This is a genomic window from Burkholderiales bacterium (assembly GCA_036262035.1).
In the GTDB taxonomy this organism is placed as follows: Bacteria; Pseudomonadota; Gammaproteobacteria; order Burkholderiales; family SG8-41; genus JAQGMV01.
In genome coordinates this window covers 138649-157070 of the sequence record DATAJS010000029.1, presented here as the reverse complement: position 1 = coordinate 157070, position 18422 = coordinate 138649, and the positions used below count along the sequence as shown (strand labels likewise).

At 63.8% G+C, this 18422-nt stretch carries 21 protein-coding genes and 1 pseudogene; 15 read left to right on the top strand and 7 right to left on the bottom strand.

Going from position 1 to position 18422, the window contains the following annotated elements:
• The first annotated feature begins 29 nt into the window (after positions 1–29).
• The 4 genes from VHP37_28825 to VHP37_28810 all read left to right on the top strand — a co-directional run bounded on the left by VHP37_28825 (position 30) and on the right by VHP37_28810 (position 3919).
• Positions 30–524 (top strand): hypothetical protein, encoded by a 495-nt coding sequence (locus VHP37_28825; GenBank protein ID HEX2830376.1) that lies wholly within the window; start codon positions 30–32, stop codon positions 522–524.
• Between the two features lie 288 nt (positions 525–812).
• The gene (locus VHP37_28820; GenBank protein ID HEX2830375.1) at positions 813–1427 is read left to right on the top strand and encodes a hypothetical protein; all 615 of its coding nucleotides are present in this window, start codon (positions 813–815) and stop codon (positions 1425–1427) included.
• Between the two features lie 4 nt (positions 1428–1431).
• Complete coding sequence (locus tag VHP37_28815) at positions 1432–3747, top strand: AAA family ATPase (protein HEX2830374.1); 2316 nt, start codon at positions 1432–1434, stop codon at positions 3745–3747.
• 19 nt (positions 3748–3766) lie between these two features.
• Positions 3767–3919, top strand: coding sequence for a 30S ribosomal protein THX (locus VHP37_28810; GenBank protein HEX2830373.1), 153 nt, complete (start codon positions 3767–3769; stop codon positions 3917–3919).
• 4 nt (positions 3920–3923) lie between these two features.
• On the opposite strand, the gene VHP37_28805 is transcribed toward VHP37_28810, so the two are convergent.
• From VHP37_28805 to VHP37_28795, 3 genes are all read right to left on the bottom strand, one after another.
• The gene (locus tag VHP37_28805) at positions 3924–4190 is read right to left on the bottom strand and encodes a DUF493 domain-containing protein (protein HEX2830372.1); all 267 of its coding nucleotides are present in this window, start codon (positions 4188–4190) and stop codon (positions 3924–3926) included.
• A 69-nt stretch (positions 4191–4259) separates the two neighbouring features.
• The gene (locus VHP37_28800; GenBank protein ID HEX2830371.1) at positions 4260–5120 is read right to left on the bottom strand and encodes a D-amino acid aminotransferase; all 861 of its coding nucleotides are present in this window, start codon (positions 5118–5120) and stop codon (positions 4260–4262) included.
• A 53-nt stretch (positions 5121–5173) separates the two neighbouring features.
• A complete protein-coding gene (locus tag VHP37_28795; GenBank protein HEX2830370.1) occupies positions 5174–6307 on the bottom strand; it encodes a D-alanyl-D-alanine carboxypeptidase family protein in 1134 nt (377 codons plus the stop codon).
• 84 nt (positions 6308–6391) lie between these two features.
• On the opposite strand from VHP37_28795, the gene VHP37_28790 reads away from it, so the two are divergent.
• From VHP37_28790 to VHP37_28765, 6 genes and pseudogenes are all read left to right on the top strand, one after another.
• Positions 6392–6856 carry a copper chaperone PCu(A)C gene (locus tag VHP37_28790; protein ID HEX2830369.1) on the top strand — a complete coding sequence of 155 codons (465 nt, stop codon included), beginning with the start codon at positions 6392–6394 and terminating at the stop codon, positions 6854–6856.
• Positions 6857–6995: 139 nt separating this feature from the next.
• Positions 6996–7424 carry an Hsp20/alpha crystallin family protein gene (locus VHP37_28785; GenBank protein HEX2830368.1) on the top strand — a complete coding sequence of 143 codons (429 nt, stop codon included), beginning with the start codon at positions 6996–6998 and terminating at the stop codon, positions 7422–7424.
• Between the two features lie 274 nt (positions 7425–7698).
• A complete protein-coding gene (gene argB / locus VHP37_28780) occupies positions 7699–8586 on the top strand; it encodes an acetylglutamate kinase (protein HEX2830367.1) in 888 nt (295 codons plus the stop codon).
• Positions 8583–9287, top strand: coding sequence for a pyrimidine 5'-nucleotidase (locus VHP37_28775; protein HEX2830366.1), 705 nt, complete (start codon positions 8583–8585; stop codon positions 9285–9287). Before argB ends, VHP37_28775 begins: the two co-directional genes overlap by 4 nt.
• A 24-nt stretch (positions 9288–9311) precedes the next feature.
• Positions 9312–9899, top strand: a pseudogene (gene slmA, locus VHP37_28770) (nucleoid occlusion factor SlmA).
• A gap of 67 nt (positions 9900–9966) precedes the next feature.
• Positions 9967–10329 (top strand): hypothetical protein, encoded by a 363-nt coding sequence (locus VHP37_28765; protein ID HEX2830365.1) that lies wholly within the window; start codon positions 9967–9969, stop codon positions 10327–10329.
• Between the two features lie 124 nt (positions 10330–10453).
• Here the strand turns inward: VHP37_28765 and moeB are convergent, their stop codons facing one another.
• From moeB to gpmI, 4 genes are all read right to left on the bottom strand, one after another.
• Positions 10454–11197 (bottom strand): molybdopterin-synthase adenylyltransferase MoeB, encoded by a 744-nt coding sequence (moeB, locus tag VHP37_28760; protein ID HEX2830364.1) that lies wholly within the window; start codon positions 11195–11197, stop codon positions 10454–10456.
• A 158-nt stretch (positions 11198–11355) separates the two neighbouring features.
• Positions 11356–12777 carry a S41 family peptidase gene (locus VHP37_28755; protein ID HEX2830363.1) on the bottom strand — a complete coding sequence of 474 codons (1422 nt, stop codon included), beginning with the start codon at positions 12775–12777 and terminating at the stop codon, positions 11356–11358.
• A 72-nt stretch (positions 12778–12849) separates the two neighbouring features.
• Positions 12850–14121, bottom strand: a complete 1272-nt coding sequence (locus tag VHP37_28750) for a peptidoglycan DD-metalloendopeptidase family protein (GenBank protein HEX2830362.1) — start codon at positions 14119–14121, stop codon at positions 12850–12852.
• Positions 14118–15653 (bottom strand): 2,3-bisphosphoglycerate-independent phosphoglycerate mutase, encoded by a 1536-nt coding sequence (gene gpmI / locus VHP37_28745; protein ID HEX2830361.1) that lies wholly within the window; start codon positions 15651–15653, stop codon positions 14118–14120. The genes VHP37_28750 and gpmI overlap by 4 nt, the downstream gene beginning before the upstream one ends.
• Positions 15654–15766: 113 nt before the next feature.
• Here gpmI and VHP37_28740 point away from each other — a divergent pair, with 113 nt between their 5' ends.
• From VHP37_28740 to VHP37_28720, 5 genes are read left to right on the top strand one after another with little or no spacing between them, the layout of a single operon-like run.
• Positions 15767–16210, top strand: a complete 444-nt coding sequence (locus tag VHP37_28740) for a rhodanese-like domain-containing protein (protein ID HEX2830360.1) — start codon at positions 15767–15769, stop codon at positions 16208–16210.
• A complete protein-coding gene (gene grxC / locus VHP37_28735) occupies positions 16204–16464 on the top strand; it encodes a glutaredoxin 3 (GenBank protein HEX2830359.1) in 261 nt (86 codons plus the stop codon). The genes VHP37_28740 and grxC overlap by 7 nt, the downstream gene beginning before the upstream one ends.
• 16 nt (positions 16465–16480) lie before the next feature.
• A complete protein-coding gene (gene secB, locus VHP37_28730; GenBank protein ID HEX2830358.1) occupies positions 16481–16975 on the top strand; it encodes a protein-export chaperone SecB in 495 nt (164 codons plus the stop codon).
• Between the two features lie 2 nt (positions 16976–16977).
• A complete protein-coding gene (locus tag VHP37_28725; protein ID HEX2830357.1) occupies positions 16978–17427 on the top strand; it encodes an SH3 domain-containing protein in 450 nt (149 codons plus the stop codon).
• A gap of 8 nt (positions 17428–17435) precedes the next feature.
• The gene (locus VHP37_28720) at positions 17436–18422 is read left to right on the top strand and encodes an NAD(P)H-dependent glycerol-3-phosphate dehydrogenase (protein HEX2830356.1); all 987 of its coding nucleotides are present in this window, start codon (positions 17436–17438) and stop codon (positions 18420–18422) included.

Here is an 18422-nt window from a genome sequence, read left to right as displayed (position 1 = left end):
TGCGCAACCATTCCTTTCCGGATTCCCAAATGCGCAGTCGGTGGTGGACGGCCGGGGCGTTCGTCGCCTCGTTTCTATGCACGGCTGCCGCGAGCGCGGCAGTGACGGCGAGCGAATATCGCACCAGCCTGCTGGAGGTTTACGGACGCTATCAGGCGGTGTTCGCGCTGCGCGACGCGTGCAGCACGGCATTTCCGGCGATGAAAGCGGCGAACGAAAAGGCGTTCACGGGCTGGCAATCGCGCCACCGCAGGCTGCACGACGAGCTCGACCAGCGCTTCGCGCTGATGATCCGCGCGTATTCGAAGGACGACAAGGATTACGCCAGGAATTTCGGCAAATACAACGGTGCCGTGCTCCGGCAGCGCGACGAGGTGAAGCAGTCGCTGCTCGCCGACCGCGGCGACCTCGAAGTGCGCTGCAAAGGGCTTCCCGAATTCCTCGCCGGCCGCGACTCCGATCTCGAGACCGAGTTCGCGAACGAATGGCTGGTATTGCGGCAGTGGCAGCTTCCTTCAAAGTAAGGAGCATCACAGTGTGCGCCTCGCCAGCAATCCGACTCCTGCCGTAGTTCAACTTAGCGCGGGCTGAGTCTTAATTCCAGCTCGTAGCAGCTACAGGGGTTCGTGCACTTGAGTAGCCACGATCAACCGTTCGCTGCGGGTGCCGAGGGCAGTGCTTTCAAGATTGCAGCGGAACGCTGTGCTAGCTACGCCGCGCGTGTCCACGGCAGGTCCTCCATTGTGAACGCAGCACCCCTGCGTTAGCCTTTAGGTATATGTTAACGAGAAGAACGATTGAGACCTAGGATCGTGCAATCAGCCGACGAAAGTGATATCGCGATTGAAGAGCTTGATGCGGTTGTCCTGGTGGATTACGACAACATTAAGCCCTCAGATGAGATTACGACAAAAGACGCCGCGGACAACCTGATACAAATCAGGGCATGGGTCGATCAAGCTCTCGCTCAACTTCCCGTCAGAATAAGGGAGGTTCAGTTCCGCATTTACGGCGGCTGGACAGACGAGCGCGGCGGATTTACCAGACGAGGAAACTGGGTGTTAGCTAGCTTATCCCATGTCCGTGGGTTGCTTTCGGGTGTGCGCTATCTGCCGGCGCTGCCCACGTCAATAGCCGCAAAACAACTGCGCCTCCGTGGATTGTATCGCTCTGCCGGTGCGGCGATGATCCAGAAAATGGTCGATACCCTTATGGCTGTTGATGCAATGCATTTTTGCGAAAGCGAGCCGATTGTGCTTGCGATCGCAACAGACGATGACGACTTGGTGCCTGCGCTAATGGCGGCGTCTATCAAGACAAAAGTTTGTAAGGTTTGTTGTCTTTTGAGAGTGCGGGCAACCGGCGCCGCGATCAACGACGATGGCTTGCAAGCCGAAGGCGTTCGCATTGTTCAAGTTGGAGTCTAGACCAATGAGTACAAGCGGGCTCGAGTATCAGCAGTTTTTCGATTACTGGATGACGCGGCTGGAGCGCGACCTTACGCCATTCATAGATCCCGGTACCACTTTAGAGTTGATGCCGAAAAATCGATCTGTGATCGCCTCATTCGCACGCCGGGGTCGCGTGAGGACGATTAATTTCGCTATTTCACGGGAAAACGGTGTCGAGGCTGGTTTCGAGAATAAGAACATGCCATATCGCGCGTTCATGGCGAGTCCCGACATGGCTGATTTGCTTGCGCTGGCGAAGATGACGCTGCAAGCGCAAAAGGACCGGATCTTCGTTGAAACGAAAGCGCGAAGATTTGACAAAGCCAACGCCGAGCCAGCATTGGGTGTGCTGCAGAAAGCTTTAACCGAGGGCGCTGACAGCGATGCTACTGTCGTGGTAATGGTCACGGGGGAGGCAGGGACTGGCAAAACGAGCGTCTTGAAGCAGCTGGTGAAGATGCAGAGTGAGTCGTATACGCGTGGCCAGACCCAGTGTCTTTATCTTTACGTCAACGCGCAGGGCCGGGCTCTGGCGCGATTTAATGAGGCACTAGCAACTGAATTAGATGAGCTACGCGCTGCGCTTACGTTTCATGAAGTAGCTCCGTTGGTTCGATCTGGCCTTCTAATTCCGATTATCGATGGTTTTGATGAACTGCTCGGTGTTGGTGGCTACGACGATGCGTTCAGTTCACTGTCTGCTTTCATCGAGGAATTGGACGGCACCGGGCACCTAATCGCGTCAGCACGAAGCACGTATTACGAACAGGAGTTCGTTGCCCGTGCGAATAAGTCGTCTTCGTTGGGCTCGCACGTATGGCGTCAAATCCCTGTGGAAATTCTGGAGTGGGGAAAGGACGAATTTGATGACTATGTCAGTAAGCGTTGCGAGGCAGAGCAACTAGACGAGCCTCGTAGTGAGCAGCTTGTTTCTGACATCGAAGAGCTGTTTGAAGGGTCTAACGAGGCGCTTCGGTCAAAGCCTTTCTTCGTCTCGAGAGCGGTAGATCTGGAACTTAAGGGGCAGCGCGTCCTACGAAGCGGCAATTTGCTTGAGCAACTAGTCGACAATTACGTCGAACGCGAGAGAACGGAAAAGCTTCTGGATCGTCAAGAAGCGCCAATGCTGACGAACGCGCAGATCCGCGGTCTCCTGATTGAACTCGCCGAGGAGATGTGGAATCAAGAAACGCGGGAGCTGGACCAGCGGTCAGTGCGTGAGGTGGCTGACTATTATCTTCAAACGTGCGGCCTTGCGGAAAACACTCGACGGATCGTTACCGAGCGAGTTACTGCGTTCGCGTTCTTAATGGCGGGCGAACTAAAAAGCAGTATTGCATTCGAGCACGAAGTTTTCTTTGCCTATTTTTTGGCTCATCGAATCTGCCAAAGTGTCGAGAGCGGGGGCGCGCTCTCTAAGTTATTAGGCCGTTCGATTTTGCCGCTTGATACGGCAAGAATTGCGGCACAAATCCTGACGCGACCCGAACAGGCGCATAGCGTCCAACAAATACTCACACTTTTACGTAAGGCTGCCGTGACAGCATCCGTGCGGCAGTCCCAGACGCAGGAGAATGCTGGTGTGCTGAGTGGCACGACATTGGTGGCCGCAGCTGGCGCTGACGGCGTTGTGTCGAACGTCGAATTCGGCGATGTCGTAATTCCAGGGCTCGACTTGTCGGGTCTTCGCTTACGTGAGAGTCGGTTGGCCAATGTAACGTTCCGTAGAGTGGATCTCGCCGGCGCCCGCATGGAGAATTGCCGTGCGGATGGCGTTTCTATGATCGAGGTCACGATAGATCCGGCTGTTACGTACCTTGATGTCCAAGGGCTTGATATCGATCGTGATATTGTCGGGCTGCGTGTAAAGAGTGAGTCAGGCACGGAGACTACATACGATCCCGCACAAATCCGGTTGTTCTTACAGCAAATCGGGGTACCTGGCATAGACGTCGACGCTACCGATGAGGTGCGGCATGTGCGAAAGCATGTTGTCGCGTTAATGGAGCGCTTCGCTCGTATGTATCTTCGAAGCAACCCCGTGTGCGTTAGCGACGACAATTTACGCGGTGTATTTGAAGATCGCGACTGGAGCAGTATCCAAGACCTGCTGATTCGGTTTGAAGTGGTGACGCAGGAGTATCGCGCGACAAAAGGCCATGGGCCTAAGCTGTTTTTGAGGCGCCAGGTTTTGCCTGAAGAAATATTGGCCGGAATAAATCGCGACGCGACCGTGCCGTTGTCGGTACGTAAATTTTGGGAAATGCTGGAGAACGAATTCCCGGCGTCGGACTAGAGCTATCAGGAGAAATTTGATGGGCAAAGGCGACAAGCGTTCGCGCAAAGGCAAGATCTTCCTGCACTCGTACGGCAAGACCCGCCCCCACGACCCTGACAAGAAGAAGAAAGAAGCCGCGGCACAGGCGGGCGGCGCGAGGGCGCGCCCAGGGCGGCCTGCAGGGCGTTAGAGGTTTACAGCACCATGACCACCATCGGGTGGTCGCAGAGCTGTTGATACAGCGCGTCGAGCTGCTCGCGCGAAGTCGCGCGGATCACGCAGGTGACGGAGAGGTACTTGCCGCCCTTGCTCGACTTCATCTCCATCGTCGCCGCGTCGAAGTCGGGTGCGTGCGCCTTCACGATCGCCAGCACCGTCTGAGCGAATCCCGCCTGCGTCTTCCCCATGATCTTGATGGGGAAGTCGCTGGGGTATTCGATCAGACTCGGTTCGGCTGCCATCGGCTGAAAAAGTGACGGATGAAGCAGTGACGGATAAGGCGGTGACGGGTGAACCGGTGACGAAAGCCGTCAGGCGGCTGCCCGCATCACGTCACGTTTGAAGTCCTGATAGAGCTTGTGCATCTGCTTGAACACCGCGCCCGGCGTGCCGCCGCCGACCGCGCGCTCGTCGAGCGTGGTCACCGCCAGCACTTCCTTGGTCGATGAGGTCACCCAGATCTCGTCGGCGGCGCGCACTTCGGCTTCCGATACCGGCCGCACTTCGTGCGGCAGCCCGTGTTTCTGCGCGAGCTCGAGCACGACGTCGTAGGTGATCCCCGGCAGCACCAGGTTGTTCTTGGGCGGCGCGAGGATCACGCCGTTCTTCACCACGAAGACGTTGCTCGCCGAGCCTTCGGTGAGGAAGCCGTCGCGGAACATGACCACTTCCAGCGCGCCGGCGTCGGCGGCGACCTGGCGCAGCAGGCAGTTGCCGAGCAGCGAGGTCGATTTCACGTCGCACTTCAGCCAGCGGTAGTCGATCGTCGTGATCGCGTGCGCGCCTTTCTCGACGGCCTCGCGCGAGGGGGTGACGAGCGGGTTGCTCATCGCGAACACCGTGGGCTTCGTATCCTTCGGAAAGGGATGATCGCGCTTCGCGACGCCGCGCGTGACCTGGATGTAGATCGACTGGTCTTCGCCCGCGTTACGCGCGACGAGGTCCTCGACGAGCTTGGCCCACTCGGCGTCGCTCATCGGATAGGTCAGGCGGATCGCGTCGTGGCTGCGGCGAAACCGCGCCAGGTGCTCCTGCAGGCGGAACGGCCGCCTGGAGTACACCGGGATGACTTCGTATACGCCGTCGCCGAAGATGAAGCCGCGGTCGAGCACCGAGACCTTCGCGTCCGCGAGAGGGATGAACTCGCCGTTGAGATAAACGATTTCGCTCATGGATGTCCGTGTCTGTGTGAATGATCGGGCAGACCGCGCTGCGCGGTCCGTCGCTACTTGAAGAGGAGCCGGAGGCTGTCCCACCCGCGGCCGAGGATGCCCGCGAGCGGTACCTGTTCCAAGGCTACCACAGGGAATTCGCCGTAAGGTTTTCCGTCGAGCTGAACCTTGAGCACGCCGATCTTCTGGCCGGCCGCGATCGGCGCGAGGAGCGGCTGCTTCGTTTCCACCGTCGCCTTGAGCTTGTCGTTGGCGCCCTTGGGGATGCTGACATAGAGGTCGTACGGAAAGCCCGCATTGACCGTGTTCGAGCTGCCTTTCCAGACCTTGACCGTGGACACCGCCTGGTCCTTGTCATAGAGCTTCGCGCTGTCGTAGAACTGGAAGCCGTAGTTCAGCAGCTTCTGGCTCTCGGTAGCGCGCGCCGCTTCGGAGTTGGCGCCGAGCACGACCGAGACCAGGCGGCGGCTGCCGCGCCGCGCCGAGGTGACCAGGCAGTAGCCCGCGCCTTCGGTGTAGCCGGTCTTCATGCCGTCGACCGTCGGGTCCACCCACAGCAGCCGGTTGCGGTTCGACTGCGTGATGTTGTTGTAGCGGTATTCCTTCAGCGCGTAATACGGGTAGTACTCGGGAAAGTCGCGGATGATCGCCACGGCGAGCAGCGAGAGGTCGTACGCGGTGGTGTAGTGCTGCGCGTGCGGCAGCCCCGTGGCGTTCATGAAGTTGGTGTTGTTCATGCCGAGGCGCTTCGCTTCGCGCGTCATCATCTGCGCGAACGCTTCCTCGCTCCCGGCGATGGCCTCGGCGAGCGCGACGCACGCGTCGTTGCCCGACTGCACGATCATGCCCTTGATGAGCTCCTCGACCGCCACCGGTTTGTTCGGCTCGATGAACATGCGCGAGCCTTCGCTCTTCCACGCCCGCGGCGAGACCGGAACGATCTGGTCGGACCTGAGCGTCTTCTGCTTAAGCGCCTGGAAGGTGATGTAAGCCGTCATCAGCTTGGTCAGCGATGCGGGCTCGATGCGCTGGTTGGGGTTGTGCGCGACGAGCTGGCCGCCGCTGTTGTAGTCGAGGAGGACGTAAGCCCGGGCCGCGATCGGCGGAGGGCTCGGGACCTGCTGCGCGAAGGCCGAAAACGGGAGCAGCAGGAGCAGCAGGCGCAGCAGCGCGCGGAGTAGTGCCATGAGGTGCCGCGAAAAGCCGTGATTATACGTTGCGGGGTGCAGGGCAAGCTGGAACAATCCGGCGCTTTCGAGGACAAACGTTCCATGATCCGTGTTCATCATCTCCTTACAGGCCTCGGCGCGCTGCTGCTTGCGTCGGGTGCATTCGGCCAGTCGGTGAAGGTCGAGAACGCGTGGGCTCGCGCGACCGTTCCCGGACAGAAGACCGGCGGCGTCTATGTCGATCTCACGAGCCCCGCCGACAGCGCGCTGGTTGCCGCGGCCAGCCCGGTTGCCGCGCGCGGCGAGCTGCATTCGATGTCGATGGACGCCGGCGTGATGCGCATGCGCTCGCTGCCGCGCATCGAGCTTCCCGCGGGCAAGACGGTCAAGCTCGCGCCGGGCGGCTTGCACGTCATGCTCGTCGACCTGAAGCAGCCCCTGAAGGCGGGCGACAAGATCCCGGTCACGCTCTCGCTGCAGGGCCCGGGCGCGGCACCGACCACGCTCAAGCTCGAGGTCCCGGTGCGCGCGGCCGACGCCCCCGCGGAGCACGGGCACAAGCACTGACCGTCGCCAAGTACTTACCGTACAACGCGTTTTCTCCTCGTTCGCGAATCCGCGCCGAGACGCTTGAAAAACGTTTCGGGGCTCCCATATTCGTGACGTCGGCGCTGATCAAGGCGCCCCAACTTTCAAGGAGAACGCAATGGCCACTCTTACCCGTTTCGACGAGGCTTTCGACGACCTGCTGCGCGGCTTCTTCGTGCGCCCGGTCGGTTTCCAGGGCACGCATGCCGGTGACTCGGCTCCGGCGCAGTTCCGCGTGGAAGTGACCGAAGCCGAGCAGTCCTACACCATCCGCGCCGAGATTCCCGGCGTGAAGAAGGAAGACATCAACATCAGCATCGACGCCGACCAGGTCGCGATCAGCGCCGAGGTGAAGAACGAGAAGGACGTGAAAGACGGCGAGCGCGTGCTGCGCTCCGAGCGCTACTACGGCAAGGTTTACCGCGCGTTCGCGCTCGGCCAGCCGGTCGACGAGAACGGCGCGTCGGCGAAGTACGCCGACGGCATCCTCGAGCTCGTGCTGCCCAAGAAAGCCGCGGCGCAGGCGAAGCGCATCGAGATCCAGTAAAAAGCGACCGTCATCCCGGACGCGTTCGCGGTAGCGCACGCGATCCGGGATCCATTTTGACTTTCGTTCCAAAGTCAAAATGGATTCCCGCCTGCGCGGGAATGACGGTTTTTCATCCCTCGCCGCGCGGCGGCGACGCGCGTTGAAAAACGGCTGCCTTCGGGCAGCCGTCTTGCATCGTAGGAAGCTCCGAACCCACGCCGTTTACATTTCACGTTTAACGTTTCACGGCAGTTAGAATAAGCGCTCACTCACCGACCGCTCCAGTGCTCGCATGAACGCTCCGACTCCGCCCGTAGACACCCCGCTCAAGGCGCGCATCCTCGCCGACGCGCTGCCGTACATCCAGCGTTTCCACGGCAAGACGCTGGTCATCAAGTACGGCGGCAACGCCATGACGGACGAGAAGCTCAAGGAGAGCTTCGCGCGCGACATCGTGCTGCTGAAGCTCGTCGGGATGAACCCGGTCGTCGTGCACGGCGGCGGGCCGCAGATCAACGACATGCTCACCAAGGTCGGGAAGAAGGGCGAGTTCGTGCAGGGCATGCGCGTCACCGACGCCGAGACGATGGACGTGGTCGAGATGGTGCTCGGCGCTCAGGTGAACGGCGAGATCGTCCACCTCATCAACCACCACGGCGGGGCGGCGGTCGGCCTCACCGGCAAGGACGGCGGGCTCATCCGCGCCAAGAAGATGATGATGCGCGGGCCCGACGACGGGCTCATCGACATCGGCCAGGTCGGCGAGGTCGAGCAGATCGATCCGAAGATCGTGCAGACGCTGGTCGGCTCGGGTTTCATCCCGGTGATCGCGCCGATCGGCTTCGGCGCGCGCGGCGAGTCGTACAACATCAACGCCGACCTCGTCGCGGGCAAGGTCGCCGAGATCCTCAAGGCCGAGAAGCTCGTCGTGCTCACCAACACCGCCGGCGTGCTCGACAAGAACGGCAACCTGCTCACCGGCCTCACCGCGAAGAAAGTCGACGACCTCTTCGCCGACGGCACGATCCACGGCGGCATGCTGCCGAAGATCAGCTCGGCGCTCGACGCGGTGAAGAACGGAGTGAACACCTGCCACATCATCGACGGGCGGGTCGAGCACGCGGTGCTGCTCGAAGTGCTCACGAGCGAAGGCGTCGGCACCCTGATCCGCCGGCGTTGAAGCGCAGCGCGGCACCGCGTCGGGCCAATCGCGCGCTGACGCAGCCGCATACGCCGCGCCGCTGGTCGCACGCCTGGATCTTCGATCTCGACAACACCCTGCACGATGCGTCACCGCACATCTTTCCGCACATGGACCAGGCGATGACGCGCTACGTTCAGACCGCGCTCGGACTGCCGGCCGAGGAGGCCAACGCGCTGCGGCGGGAATACTGGCAGCGCTACGGCGCGACGCTGCTCGGCCTGATGCGCGTGCACGGCACCGACCCACAGCACTTCCTGCGCGAAACGCACCAGTTCCCCGAGCTCGACCGCATGCTCGTGCGCGAGCCGCTCCTGCGCTCGACGCTGCGCCGCCTGCCGGGGCGCAAGTACGTCTTTTCGAACGCGCCGGTGCATTACGCGCAGGCTGTGCTGAAAGCCCTACGCGTCGCCGATCTGTTCGATGCAGTCTTCTCGATCGAGCGCACGCGCTACCGGCCGAAACCGGACGCGCACGGCTTTTTGCGGCTGACGCGCGCTAACCACCTCAGGGCGCGGCGCTGTATCATGGTCGAGGACACCCTCGTCAATCTGCGCACCGCCAAGAAGCTGGGAATGAAAACGGTGTGGGTGTCGGGCGCGCGGCGCGCGCCGGCCTATGTCGACGTGAAAATCTCCAAGCTGAGCGATCTGAAGAACGCGCTGCCGCAGCTTGCATGAATAATCAAAGGGGAGCCCGGGGACAGAATGCCGAGGACGGGAGAGAGAAAGACGCAGATCCTGCAGACGCTCGCGCAGATGCTCGAGAATCCTGCGTCGGAGAAAGTGACCACTGCCGCGCTCGCGGCGAAGCTCGACGTGTCGGAGGCGGCGCTCTATCGCCACTTCACCGGCAAGGCGCAGATGTACGAAGGGCTGATCGAGTTCATCGAGCAGACGCTCTTCGCGCTCGTCAACAAGATCACCTCGGAAGAGAAGAGCGGCACGCGGCAGATCGAAGCGATCGTCGGCGTGCTGCTCGGCTTCGCGCAGAAGAACCGCGGCATGACGCGCGTGCTGATCGGCGATGCGCTGGTGCACGAGAACGAGCGGCTGCAGGCGCGCATCAACCAGCTTCACGACCGCGTCGAAGCGGCGCTGAAGCAGGCGATACGCTTCGGCGTCACGCAGAATGAGATCGCCGAGGACGTCGATGCGGCGGCGTGCGCCAACCTCGTGCTGAGCTTCGTGAGCGGGCGCTGGCACCAGTTCGCCAAGAGCGGCTTCAAGCGCGATCCGGTCGAGCTGTGGCCGAAACAGTGGCAGCAGTTGATGCAAGGCATAGCGGCGTAGCGCAGGCGCCCCGCCTGCAGAACAAGGCAGGCGAGGGCGCCTGCGCTCCATTGAGCGAGGAATAGACATGGCCGAGATCACCACCCAGCAGCTCGCGCAGATCCTCCTCGGCATCGCGCGCGCGCAGAACGCGATCGTCGAAGCGCTCGAGAATTCGAAAGCGGGTTTTCGCGCGACGCACTTCAGGCCCGCGGTCGAGACCGCTTCGCGCATCCGCGCCAATCGCCCGGATACGCTGGTCGACTATCCGTCGCGGCTGCTGCTGTCGATGCTCGGGCGCACCGCGCCCGACGCCGACGTCGTGCTGCGCGATCTGGAGCGGCTGCTCGCCGCGGCGCCCGCGGCGACCGCCGCCGCGCCTTCGGTCGGCGGTGCGTCGACCGGTGCCGCGGCAGCGGGCGACGACGATTCGCTCGATATGACGCGCTAGACGCGTAGAGGAGCGTCATTCCCGCGCAGGCGGGTATCCCCTTCCCCCTCAGGGGGAAGGTAGGATGGGGGTGGTTTTAAACCGTCAAAGTCAAAACGGGTCCCGGCTACGCGGGGACGACGGATCAGGAACACACTGCGCAGACCGGATCCTTCCGCAGCCTGATCGTGCGTATCTGCATCGTCAGCGCGTCCAGCAGCAACACGCGCCCCGACAGAAGCTCTCCGGTCTGCGCGAGCAGCTTCAGCGCTTCGGCCGCCTGTATCGTGCCGACGATGCCGGTGAGCGGCGCGAACACCCCCATGATCGCGCACGGCATGTCTTCGCTCTCGCCGCCTTCGGGAAAGAGGCACGCGTAGCACGGCGCGTCGTCGCGCCGCAGGTCGAACACCGAGATCTGGCCGTCGAAGCGCACCGCGGCGCCCGACACCAGCGGCGTGCGCTGCTCGACGCACGCGCGGTTGACCGCGTGGCGCGTCGCGAAGTTGTCGCTGCCGTCGAGCACCACGTCCGCGTCGGCGACGAGCTGCGACAGCCGCTCGCCCTCCACGCGCTCCACCAGCGGCACCACTTCGATCGTCGGGTTGAGCGAGCGCATCGTCGCCTGCGCCGAGCGTGCTTTCTCCTGCCCCACCGATTCGCTGCGGTGGACGACCTGCCGCTGGAGGTTGGTGAGATCGACCTTGTCGTCGTCGCAGATCGTGATGCGCCCGACGCCCGCCGACGCGAGATAGAGCGCGATCGGCGAGCCCAGCCCGCCCGCACCGATGACCAGCGCCTTCGCGCCGAGCAGCCGCTCCTGCCCCTCGATGCCGATCTCGGGGAGGAGGATGTGGCGGCTGTAGCGGAGGAGTTGGTCGTCGGTCATGGGTTGAAACAGTGACGGATGAAGCAGTGACGGATAAGGCGGTGACGGATAGAGCGGTGACGAGGGATGTTAGCAGCTGGCTCGCGTTTACCGGTTCATGCGTCACCAAACAAAAACGCCCGGAGAACCGGGCGTTTTTGCTCGAGCGGTAGCGAAAGCTACTTCGCCGCCGTCGCCGTCGCTCCTCTCGTCTTCAGGAAAGCCACCGCCTGGTTGAGCTCGTAGTCGTTCTTCGACACGATCTCGCCCGGCTCGGGCTTGAGGGTCTTCTCGTCGACGTCCTGGGGACGGGGCGCGGGCTTGAAGTTGAACTTCTGGATCGCCGCGGTGACCGCCTTCTCTTTTTCCTTCTCCGAAGGCGTCTGCTCGAGCAGGTGCTTGGTGAGGTCGGCCTCGCGCAGCTTCAGGCTCTTGTCGTTGTTCGCCTCGTCGAGCGGGATGTCGGGCGTGATGCCCTTGGCCTGGATCGAGCGGCCGCTCGGCGTGTAGTAACGCGCGGTGGTGAGCTTGATCGCGGTGTTGTTGCCGAGCGGCAGGATGGTCTGCACCGAGCCCTTGCCGAACGTCTGCTGGCCCATGACGACCGCGCGGTGGTGGTCCTGCAGCGCGCCGGCGACGATCTCGGAGGCGCTCGCCGAGCCGCCGTTCACCAGCACGACCATCGGCACGTTCTTCACTTCGGCGGGCAGGCGCTTGAGGTAATCGTCCTTCAGCCGGCCGCGCAGGTAGTGCTCGGGCGCGGCGGTGAGCTTCATGCGCGCATCTTCGGTCCGGCCGTCGGTGTACACCACGAGCGAGTTCGACGGCAGGAAAGCCGCGGACACCGCCACTGCGCCGTTCAGCAGGCCGCCCGGATCGTTGCGCAGGTCGAGCACGATGCCTTTCATCGGAGCGCCGTTCTGCTTGAACAGCGTCTCGAGGGCGCGGGCGAGCGACTCACCGGTCTGCTCCTGGAACTGCGAGACGCGGAAGTAGGCGTATCCCGGCTCGATCAGCTTGGACTTGACGCTCTGGATCTTGATGACGGCGCGGGTGAGGGTGACGACCACCGGCTTGGGCTCGCCCTTGCGCACGATCGTCAGCGTGATGTTGGTGTTGGGCTTGCCGCGCATCTTCTTGACGGCGTCGTTCAGCGTCATGCCCTTGACCGACGTCTCGTCGAGCTTGACGATCAGGTCGCCGGCCTTGACGCCTGCGCGGGAGGCGGGGGAATCGTCGATCGGCGCGACCACTTTGACGAAACCGTCTTCCATGCCGACCTCGATGCCGAGGCCGCCGAACTCGCCCTGGGTGCCGACCTGGAGCTCGCGGAAGGCTTCCTGGTCGAGATAGGCCGAGTGCGGATCGAGGCCGGTCAGCATGCCGTTGATCGCCTCGGTGATGAGCTTCTTGTCTTCGACCGGTTCGACGTAATCGCTCTTCACGCGGCCGAAGACCTCGGTGAAGGCGCGCAGTTCCTCGATCGGGAGGGGGAGCGCCCCGGTGCCGCGCTGCGCCACGGCCGAAAAGTTGAGACTGATCGCGACGCCGATCAAAACCCCGACGACGATCAGACCGAACTGACTGAATTTGTTGCGCATTACAGACCCCCTAATGGCGCGTAAGAACGTAGGCAAACCGGCGGACCTCGGAGTTGACGGACGAACGGCGAATCAGCGCACGCTTACCCACGTCATCGGGTCGAAAGGTCGACCCTCGTGCCTCATTTCGAAGTATAAACCCGATTCCGGATGGCCACCGGTGTTACCCACGGCAGCCACCCGTTCCCCGCCGCGGATCGTATCGCCGACCTGCTTGTAGAGCGTCTCGTTGTAACCGTAGAGGCTCAGGTAGCTGTCGCCGTGGTCGATGATCAGGAGATTGCCGAAACCGCGCAGCCAGTCGGCGAAAACCACCCGTCCTGCCGCGATCGCCCTGACTTCCTCGCCCGGCCGCGCTGCAATGAACAGGCCTTTCCAGACCACACCGCCATCCTGCCGTGGACTGCCGTATCGGTTGGCAAGTTCCCCCCGGACCGGTAGGGCGAGCTTACCTTTGAGCTGCGCGAAACGGCCTTCGTTCTCGCCGGTTTCGGGCACTCTGTCGACCTTGACCCTTGCGGTCGAGGGTGTTTCGCGGCGGCTCGGTCCTTTCGCCTCCGCGGGGGCACGCGCTTCGCGCGGGGGTTTCGCCTTGCGGGCGCGGGCCGCCGCCTCCTGCCGCGCCAGCTCGCGCGCGAGCTGGTCGATGAGCCGGGTGAGGCGGGTCTCGTCGCGCTTGAGCGACCCGACCTCGCGGCGCTGCTTGGCGATGTCGCGAGAGATGCGCGCCAGGACCTGCGAGCGCGAGCGCTTCTCCTGCTCGAGCTTGGTGCGCTGGGCTGCCTGCTCGGCGGTGATCGCCGCGAGCTCGGTCGCTTGCGCGCGGGCCTCCTCGGAGAGCTTCTGCAGCCGGTCGACGTCCGCACGAACCCGCGCGATCGCCTCGCCCCGCGCCCGGGCGACATAAGTGAGGTAGTGCAGGCGCCGCGCGACCGCGTTGGGATCGCCGCCGTTCAGCAGCACCGCCAGGGTCTCGGGGCGGCCGGCGACGTAGCGCTGATAGACCAGCTTGCCGAGCGACGCCTGGTGATTGCGCACGTCGCGCTCGGCGCGCTCGATGTCGGCGTTGAGGCGGGTGAGGGTGCTGTTGGCGCTGCGCGAGCGCTCGCCGAGATCGGCGAGGCTGCGGTTGGCATCGGAGATCGCGCGTTCCGACGCTTTGAGCGCGTCGCTCACCTCGTTCTTCGATTCCTCCGCTTCGGAGATGCGCTTCTGTACCGCCTGTATGCGGTCCTTGAGCTCGCGCAGCTCCTCTTTCGCGCTGTTTGCGCTCGCCGCAGCCTGCGCGCCTTCCGCGCACGCGCAGGCGGTGAGAGCGGCGACGAGCAGAAGAAAGCGGATCAAACGAAACGCACGAGCGGCTTGCCCGTCATCTCGGGCGGTTGAGGCAGCCCCATCAGCGCCAGCAGCGTGGGCGCGACGTCCTGCAGCGCGCCGCCGGGCGTCATCGTCGCCTTGCGCCCGATGTAGAGCAGCGGCACGACGTTCAGCGTGTGCGCGGTGTGCGCCTGATGCGTCGCGGGATCGGCCATCATCTCGGCGTTGCCGTGGTCCGCGGTGATCAGCACCTCGCCGCCGATCTCCTTCATCGCGGTCACCACCTTGCCGATGCATTCGTCCAGCACCTCGATCGCCTGCGTCGCCGCTTCGAGGTTGCCGGTGTGTCCGACCATGTCGCCGTTGGCGTAGTTGCAGACGATCGCTTCGTATTGGCGGCTCCTGATCGCTTCCACCAGCTTGTCGGTCACTTCGCGCGCGCTCATCTCCGGTTTGAGATCGTAGGTCGCGACCTTCGGCGAAGGCACCAGCACGCGGTCTTCGCCCGGATAGGGCGTCTCGACGCCGCCGTTGAAGAAGTAGGTGACGTGCGCGTATTTTTCGGTCTCGGCGATGCGCAGCTGCCTGTATCCTTTTTTCGACAGGTATTCGCCGAAGCCGTTCGAGATCGACTGCGGCGGAAACGCTGCGGGGATGTGCGCGTAGTCATCGCCGTAGCGCGTGAGCGTGCAGTAGTAGCCGAGCGCAGGCACGCGCGGCCGCTCGAAGCCGTTGAATTTCTCGTCGGTCAGCGTAGTGGTGAGCTGCCGCGCGCGATCGGCGCGGAAGTTCATGAACACCACCGCGTCGCCGTCGTTGATGCGCACCGCCTGCGCGCCGGGAGGAACGATCGCGGTCGCCTTGACGAACTCGTCCGCCTCGCCCCGCGCGTACGCCGCTTCGAGGCCGGCCACCGCGCTCTCCGATCGGTACTGGCCTTTGCCGTCGACGACGAGCTCGTACGCCTGCGACACGCGCTCCCAGCGCTGGTCGCGATCCATCGCGTAATAGCGGCCGCAGATCGACGCGGTGCGGCCGGCGCCGATCTCGCGGTATTTCGCTTCCAGCGCTTCCAGCGAAGGCTGCGCGCTCTTGGGCGGCGTGTCGCGCCCGTCGAGGAAAGCGTGGACGTACAGATTCTTCACGCCCGCTTTCGCCGCCATGTCGAGCAGCGCGTGGATCTGCGATTCGTGGCTGTGCACGCCGCCGGGCGAGACCAGCCCGAGCACGTGCAGCGCGCCGTTGCGGCCGGTGTCGACCGCCTGCTTCAACACCGGGTTGTCGAAGAACTCCCCGGTCTCGATGGCGTGCTCGATCTTGGTGTAATCCTGGTACACCACGCGGCCGGCGCCGATGTTCATGTGGCCGACTTCGGAGTTGCCCATCTGCGCGGCAGGCAGGCCCACCCATTTTTCGGAGGCATCTATCGTGGTGTGGGGATAGGTGCTCCAGAGGAAGTTCCACTGCGGCTTGCGCGCCTGGCAGATGGCGTTGTCGTCGCAGTCCTCGCGGTAGCCGAAGCCGTCGAGGATGATCAGAAGTACCGGCGTTATGCCCATGATTGCTCGCAAAAATCTTCAAAGCCGCAAGCCGCGGATTCTAATATAATTCGCCCCTTCGGCCGGTTTGCCCGTCGCATCCGGCCGCGCTTCGAACGCCCGCTAGCCCCCCAATGGATCAGCTCAATCAGTTCATAGTCTTTCTTCAGAAGAGCCCGATGAACATGGTGCTGCTCGCCACCGTGATCATCAGCGGCGCCCTGTTGATCTGGCCGGTGATCGCCCGCCTCATGCGTCCCGGGCAGGAAATCGGTCCCGCCGAAGCGGTGACCCTCATCAACCGCCGCGACGCCGTGGTGCTCGACGTGCGCGATGCGGCGGAGTACAAGTCGGGCCACATCACCAATGCGCGCAACGTGCCCGAAGGCGAGCTCGAAGCGCGCGCGAAAGAGCTCGAAAAGGTCAAAACGAAGCCGATCATCGTCAGCGACGGCCGCGGCAACCGCTCGGCGGCGATCGCCACGAAGCTGCGCAAGCTCGGTTTCGCCGAAGTCGTTTCCCTGCGCGGGGGGCTCGCCGCGTGGCAGAAAGACAATATGCCGCTGGAGAAATCGTGAAGGCATTGATGTACACCACCGCAGTCTGCCCCTATTGCATGATGGCCGAGCGCCTCCTCGTGTCCAAAGGCGTCGAGATCGAAAAGGTCCGCGTCGACCTGCAGCCGGAGCGCCGCGCTGAGATGATGGAAAAGACCGGACGGCGCACCGTGCCGCAGATCTACATCGGCGAGACCCACGTCGGCGGTTACGACGACCTCGCCGCCCTCGACCGCGCGGGCAAGCTCGATCCGCTGCTCCAGTCGGTCAAGTAACCTCCCAGGAAGTCCCATGAGTGAACAGCAGCAACCCCAGCAGCCGGGCGCGGACCAGCAGCCGCTCTTCGGCGTCGAGAAGATCTATCTGAAGGACATGTCGCTCGAGCTGCCGAACGCGCCGCAGGTGTTCTTCGAGCGCGAAGCGCCGCAGGTCGAAGTCAACATCCACAACGAAGCCGCGGGCCTGCCGCAGGAAGGCCTGTACGAAGTGGTGCTGACGGTCACCGTGACCGCCAAGATCGCCGAGCGCACGGTGTTCCTCGTCGAGGCGGCGCAGGCCGGCATCTTCCAGATCCGCAACGTGCCCCAGCCCGACCTCGAAGCGGTGCTCGGCACCCTGTGCCCGAACACGCTGCTGCCGTACGCGCGCGAAGCGGTGGCGAGCCTGGTGCAGCGCGCCGGCTTCCCGCCGGTCACGCTGCAGCACATGAACTTCGATCTCCTCTACCAGCAGCGGCTGGCGCAGCAGGCGCAGGAAGCCGCGGCAGGCGCGCAGCAGGCCCACTAGCGATGCGACACCCGGCGCGCATCGTCGTTGCCGCGGCGCTCGCCGCTGCGGCGGCGTGTGCTGCCGCGGCCGACTTTCGCACCGTGACCACGGATGCGGCGGTGCTCTACGACGCTCCGTCGACCCGCTCGAACAAGGTGTTCGTGGTCAACCGCGGCTATCCGCTCGAAGTCGTGGTGACGATGGAAGGCTGGGTCAAGGTGCGCGACGCCGCCGGCGCGTTCAACTGGATCGAAGCCAAACAGGTCACCGACAAGCAGCGGACCGTCATGGTGCGCGTGCCGGTCGCGCAGGTGCGCCAGAAGCCCGAGGACAACGCGCCGGTCGCTTTCCAGGCCGGCCAGAACGTCATCCTCGAAGTCGTCGACGCAACAGCGCCCGGCTGGGTGCAGGTGCGCCATCGCGACGGCGGCAGCGGCTACGTCAAGGCCGCGCAGGTGTGGGGCGTATAGCGGGCGCGATGAACGTCGCGGTGCTCGGTGGGGGCGCCTGGGGCACCGCGGTCGCCGTCAACCTCGCCCACAGACATCGCGTCACGTTGTGGGCGCGCTCGCCGGAGCAATGCGCGGTGATGAGCGCGCAGCGCGAGAACGCGCGCTATCTTCCCGGCTTCGGCTTCCCCGAAAACCTCGGCGTCTCTTCGAACCTCGCCGAAGCCATACGCACCAGCGAGCTGATCCTCGTGGCGGTGCCGACCGCAGCGCTGCGTGAGACCATCGCACGTGTCGCGCTCGCAGGCGTGCCGGCCCCGGTCGTCGCGCTGTGCAAGGGTTTCGAGCCGGCGAGCGCGAAGCTCGCCCACGAAGTCTGCTGCGAGGAGCTCGGTGCGGGCTCGCGCTGCGGCGTGCTCTCCGGACCGAGCTTCGCCCAGGAAGTCGCGCGCGGCCAGCCGACCGCGGTGACGCTCGCCTCCGCTTCCGCCGAGTTCGCGCGCGAGGCGGCGCTCGCACTGCACAGCCCCAGCTTCCGCGTCTATTCCAGCGACGACGTCGTCGGCGTCGAAGTCGCGGGCGCGGTGAAGAACGTGATCGCGATCGCCGCGGGCATCTCCGACGGTCTCGATTACGGCCACAACGCGCGCGCCGCGCTGATCACGCGCGGCCTTGCCGAAGTGACGCGGCTCGGCGTCGCGCTCGGCGGCCGCGCCGAGACTTTCATGGGCCTCGCCGGCGCCGGCGATCTCATCCTCACCTGCACCGGCGACCTGTCGCGCAACCGTCAGGTGGGATTGAAGCTCGCGCGCGGCCAATCGCTCGCAACGATCCTCACCGATCTCGGCCACGTCGCCGAAGGCGTCGGCACCGCGCGCGTCCTGTGCGCGCTCGCCGACGCGCGCGGCGTCGAGATGCCCATCACCCGAGCCGTCTGCAGGGTCCTCGACGACCATACGCAGGCCCGCGCAGCAGCCGATGCATTGCTTCGTCGCGAACCTAAGGCAGAGCGTTAA

Bases quoted from the DNA above. Each gene is read 5' to 3' on its own strand.
- VHP37_28825 (HEX2830376.1), top strand. From the start codon at position 30: ATGCGCAGTCGGTGGTGGACGGCCGGGGCGTTCGTCGCCTCGTTTCTA.
- VHP37_28815 (HEX2830374.1), top strand. From the start codon at position 1,432: ATGAGTACAAGCGGGCTCGAGTATCAGCAGTTTTTCGATTACTGGATG.
- VHP37_28810 (HEX2830373.1), top strand. From the start codon at position 3,767: ATGGGCAAAGGCGACAAGCGTTCGCGCAAAGGCAAGATCTTCCTGCAC.
- VHP37_28805 (HEX2830372.1), bottom strand. From the start codon at position 4,190: ATGGCAGCCGAACCGAGTCTGATCGAATACCCCAGCGACTTCCCCATC.
- VHP37_28800 (HEX2830371.1), bottom strand. From the start codon at position 5,120: ATGAGCGAAATCGTTTATCTCAACGGCGAGTTCATCCCTCTCGCGGAC.
- VHP37_28795 (HEX2830370.1), bottom strand. From the start codon at position 6,307: ATGGCACTACTCCGCGCGCTGCTGCGCCTGCTGCTCCTGCTGCTCCCG.
- VHP37_28790 (HEX2830369.1), top strand. From the start codon at position 6,392: ATGATCCGTGTTCATCATCTCCTTACAGGCCTCGGCGCGCTGCTGCTT.
- VHP37_28785 (HEX2830368.1), top strand. From the start codon at position 6,996: ATGGCCACTCTTACCCGTTTCGACGAGGCTTTCGACGACCTGCTGCGC.
- argB (HEX2830367.1), top strand. From the start codon at position 7,699: ATGAACGCTCCGACTCCGCCCGTAGACACCCCGCTCAAGGCGCGCATC.
- VHP37_28765 (HEX2830365.1), top strand. From the start codon at position 9,967: ATGGCCGAGATCACCACCCAGCAGCTCGCGCAGATCCTCCTCGGCATC.
- moeB (HEX2830364.1), bottom strand. From the start codon at position 11,197: ATGACCGACGACCAACTCCTCCGCTACAGCCGCCACATCCTCCTCCCC.
- VHP37_28755 (HEX2830363.1), bottom strand. From the start codon at position 12,777: ATGCGCAACAAATTCAGTCAGTTCGGTCTGATCGTCGTCGGGGTTTTG.
- gpmI (HEX2830361.1), bottom strand. From the start codon at position 15,653: ATGGGCATAACGCCGGTACTTCTGATCATCCTCGACGGCTTCGGCTAC.
- VHP37_28740 (HEX2830360.1), top strand. From the start codon at position 15,767: ATGGATCAGCTCAATCAGTTCATAGTCTTTCTTCAGAAGAGCCCGATG.
- secB (HEX2830358.1), top strand. From the start codon at position 16,481: ATGAGTGAACAGCAGCAACCCCAGCAGCCGGGCGCGGACCAGCAGCCG.
- VHP37_28725 (HEX2830357.1), top strand. From the start codon at position 16,978: ATGCGACACCCGGCGCGCATCGTCGTTGCCGCGGCGCTCGCCGCTGCG.
- VHP37_28720 (HEX2830356.1), top strand. From the start codon at position 17,436: ATGAACGTCGCGGTGCTCGGTGGGGGCGCCTGGGGCACCGCGGTCGCC.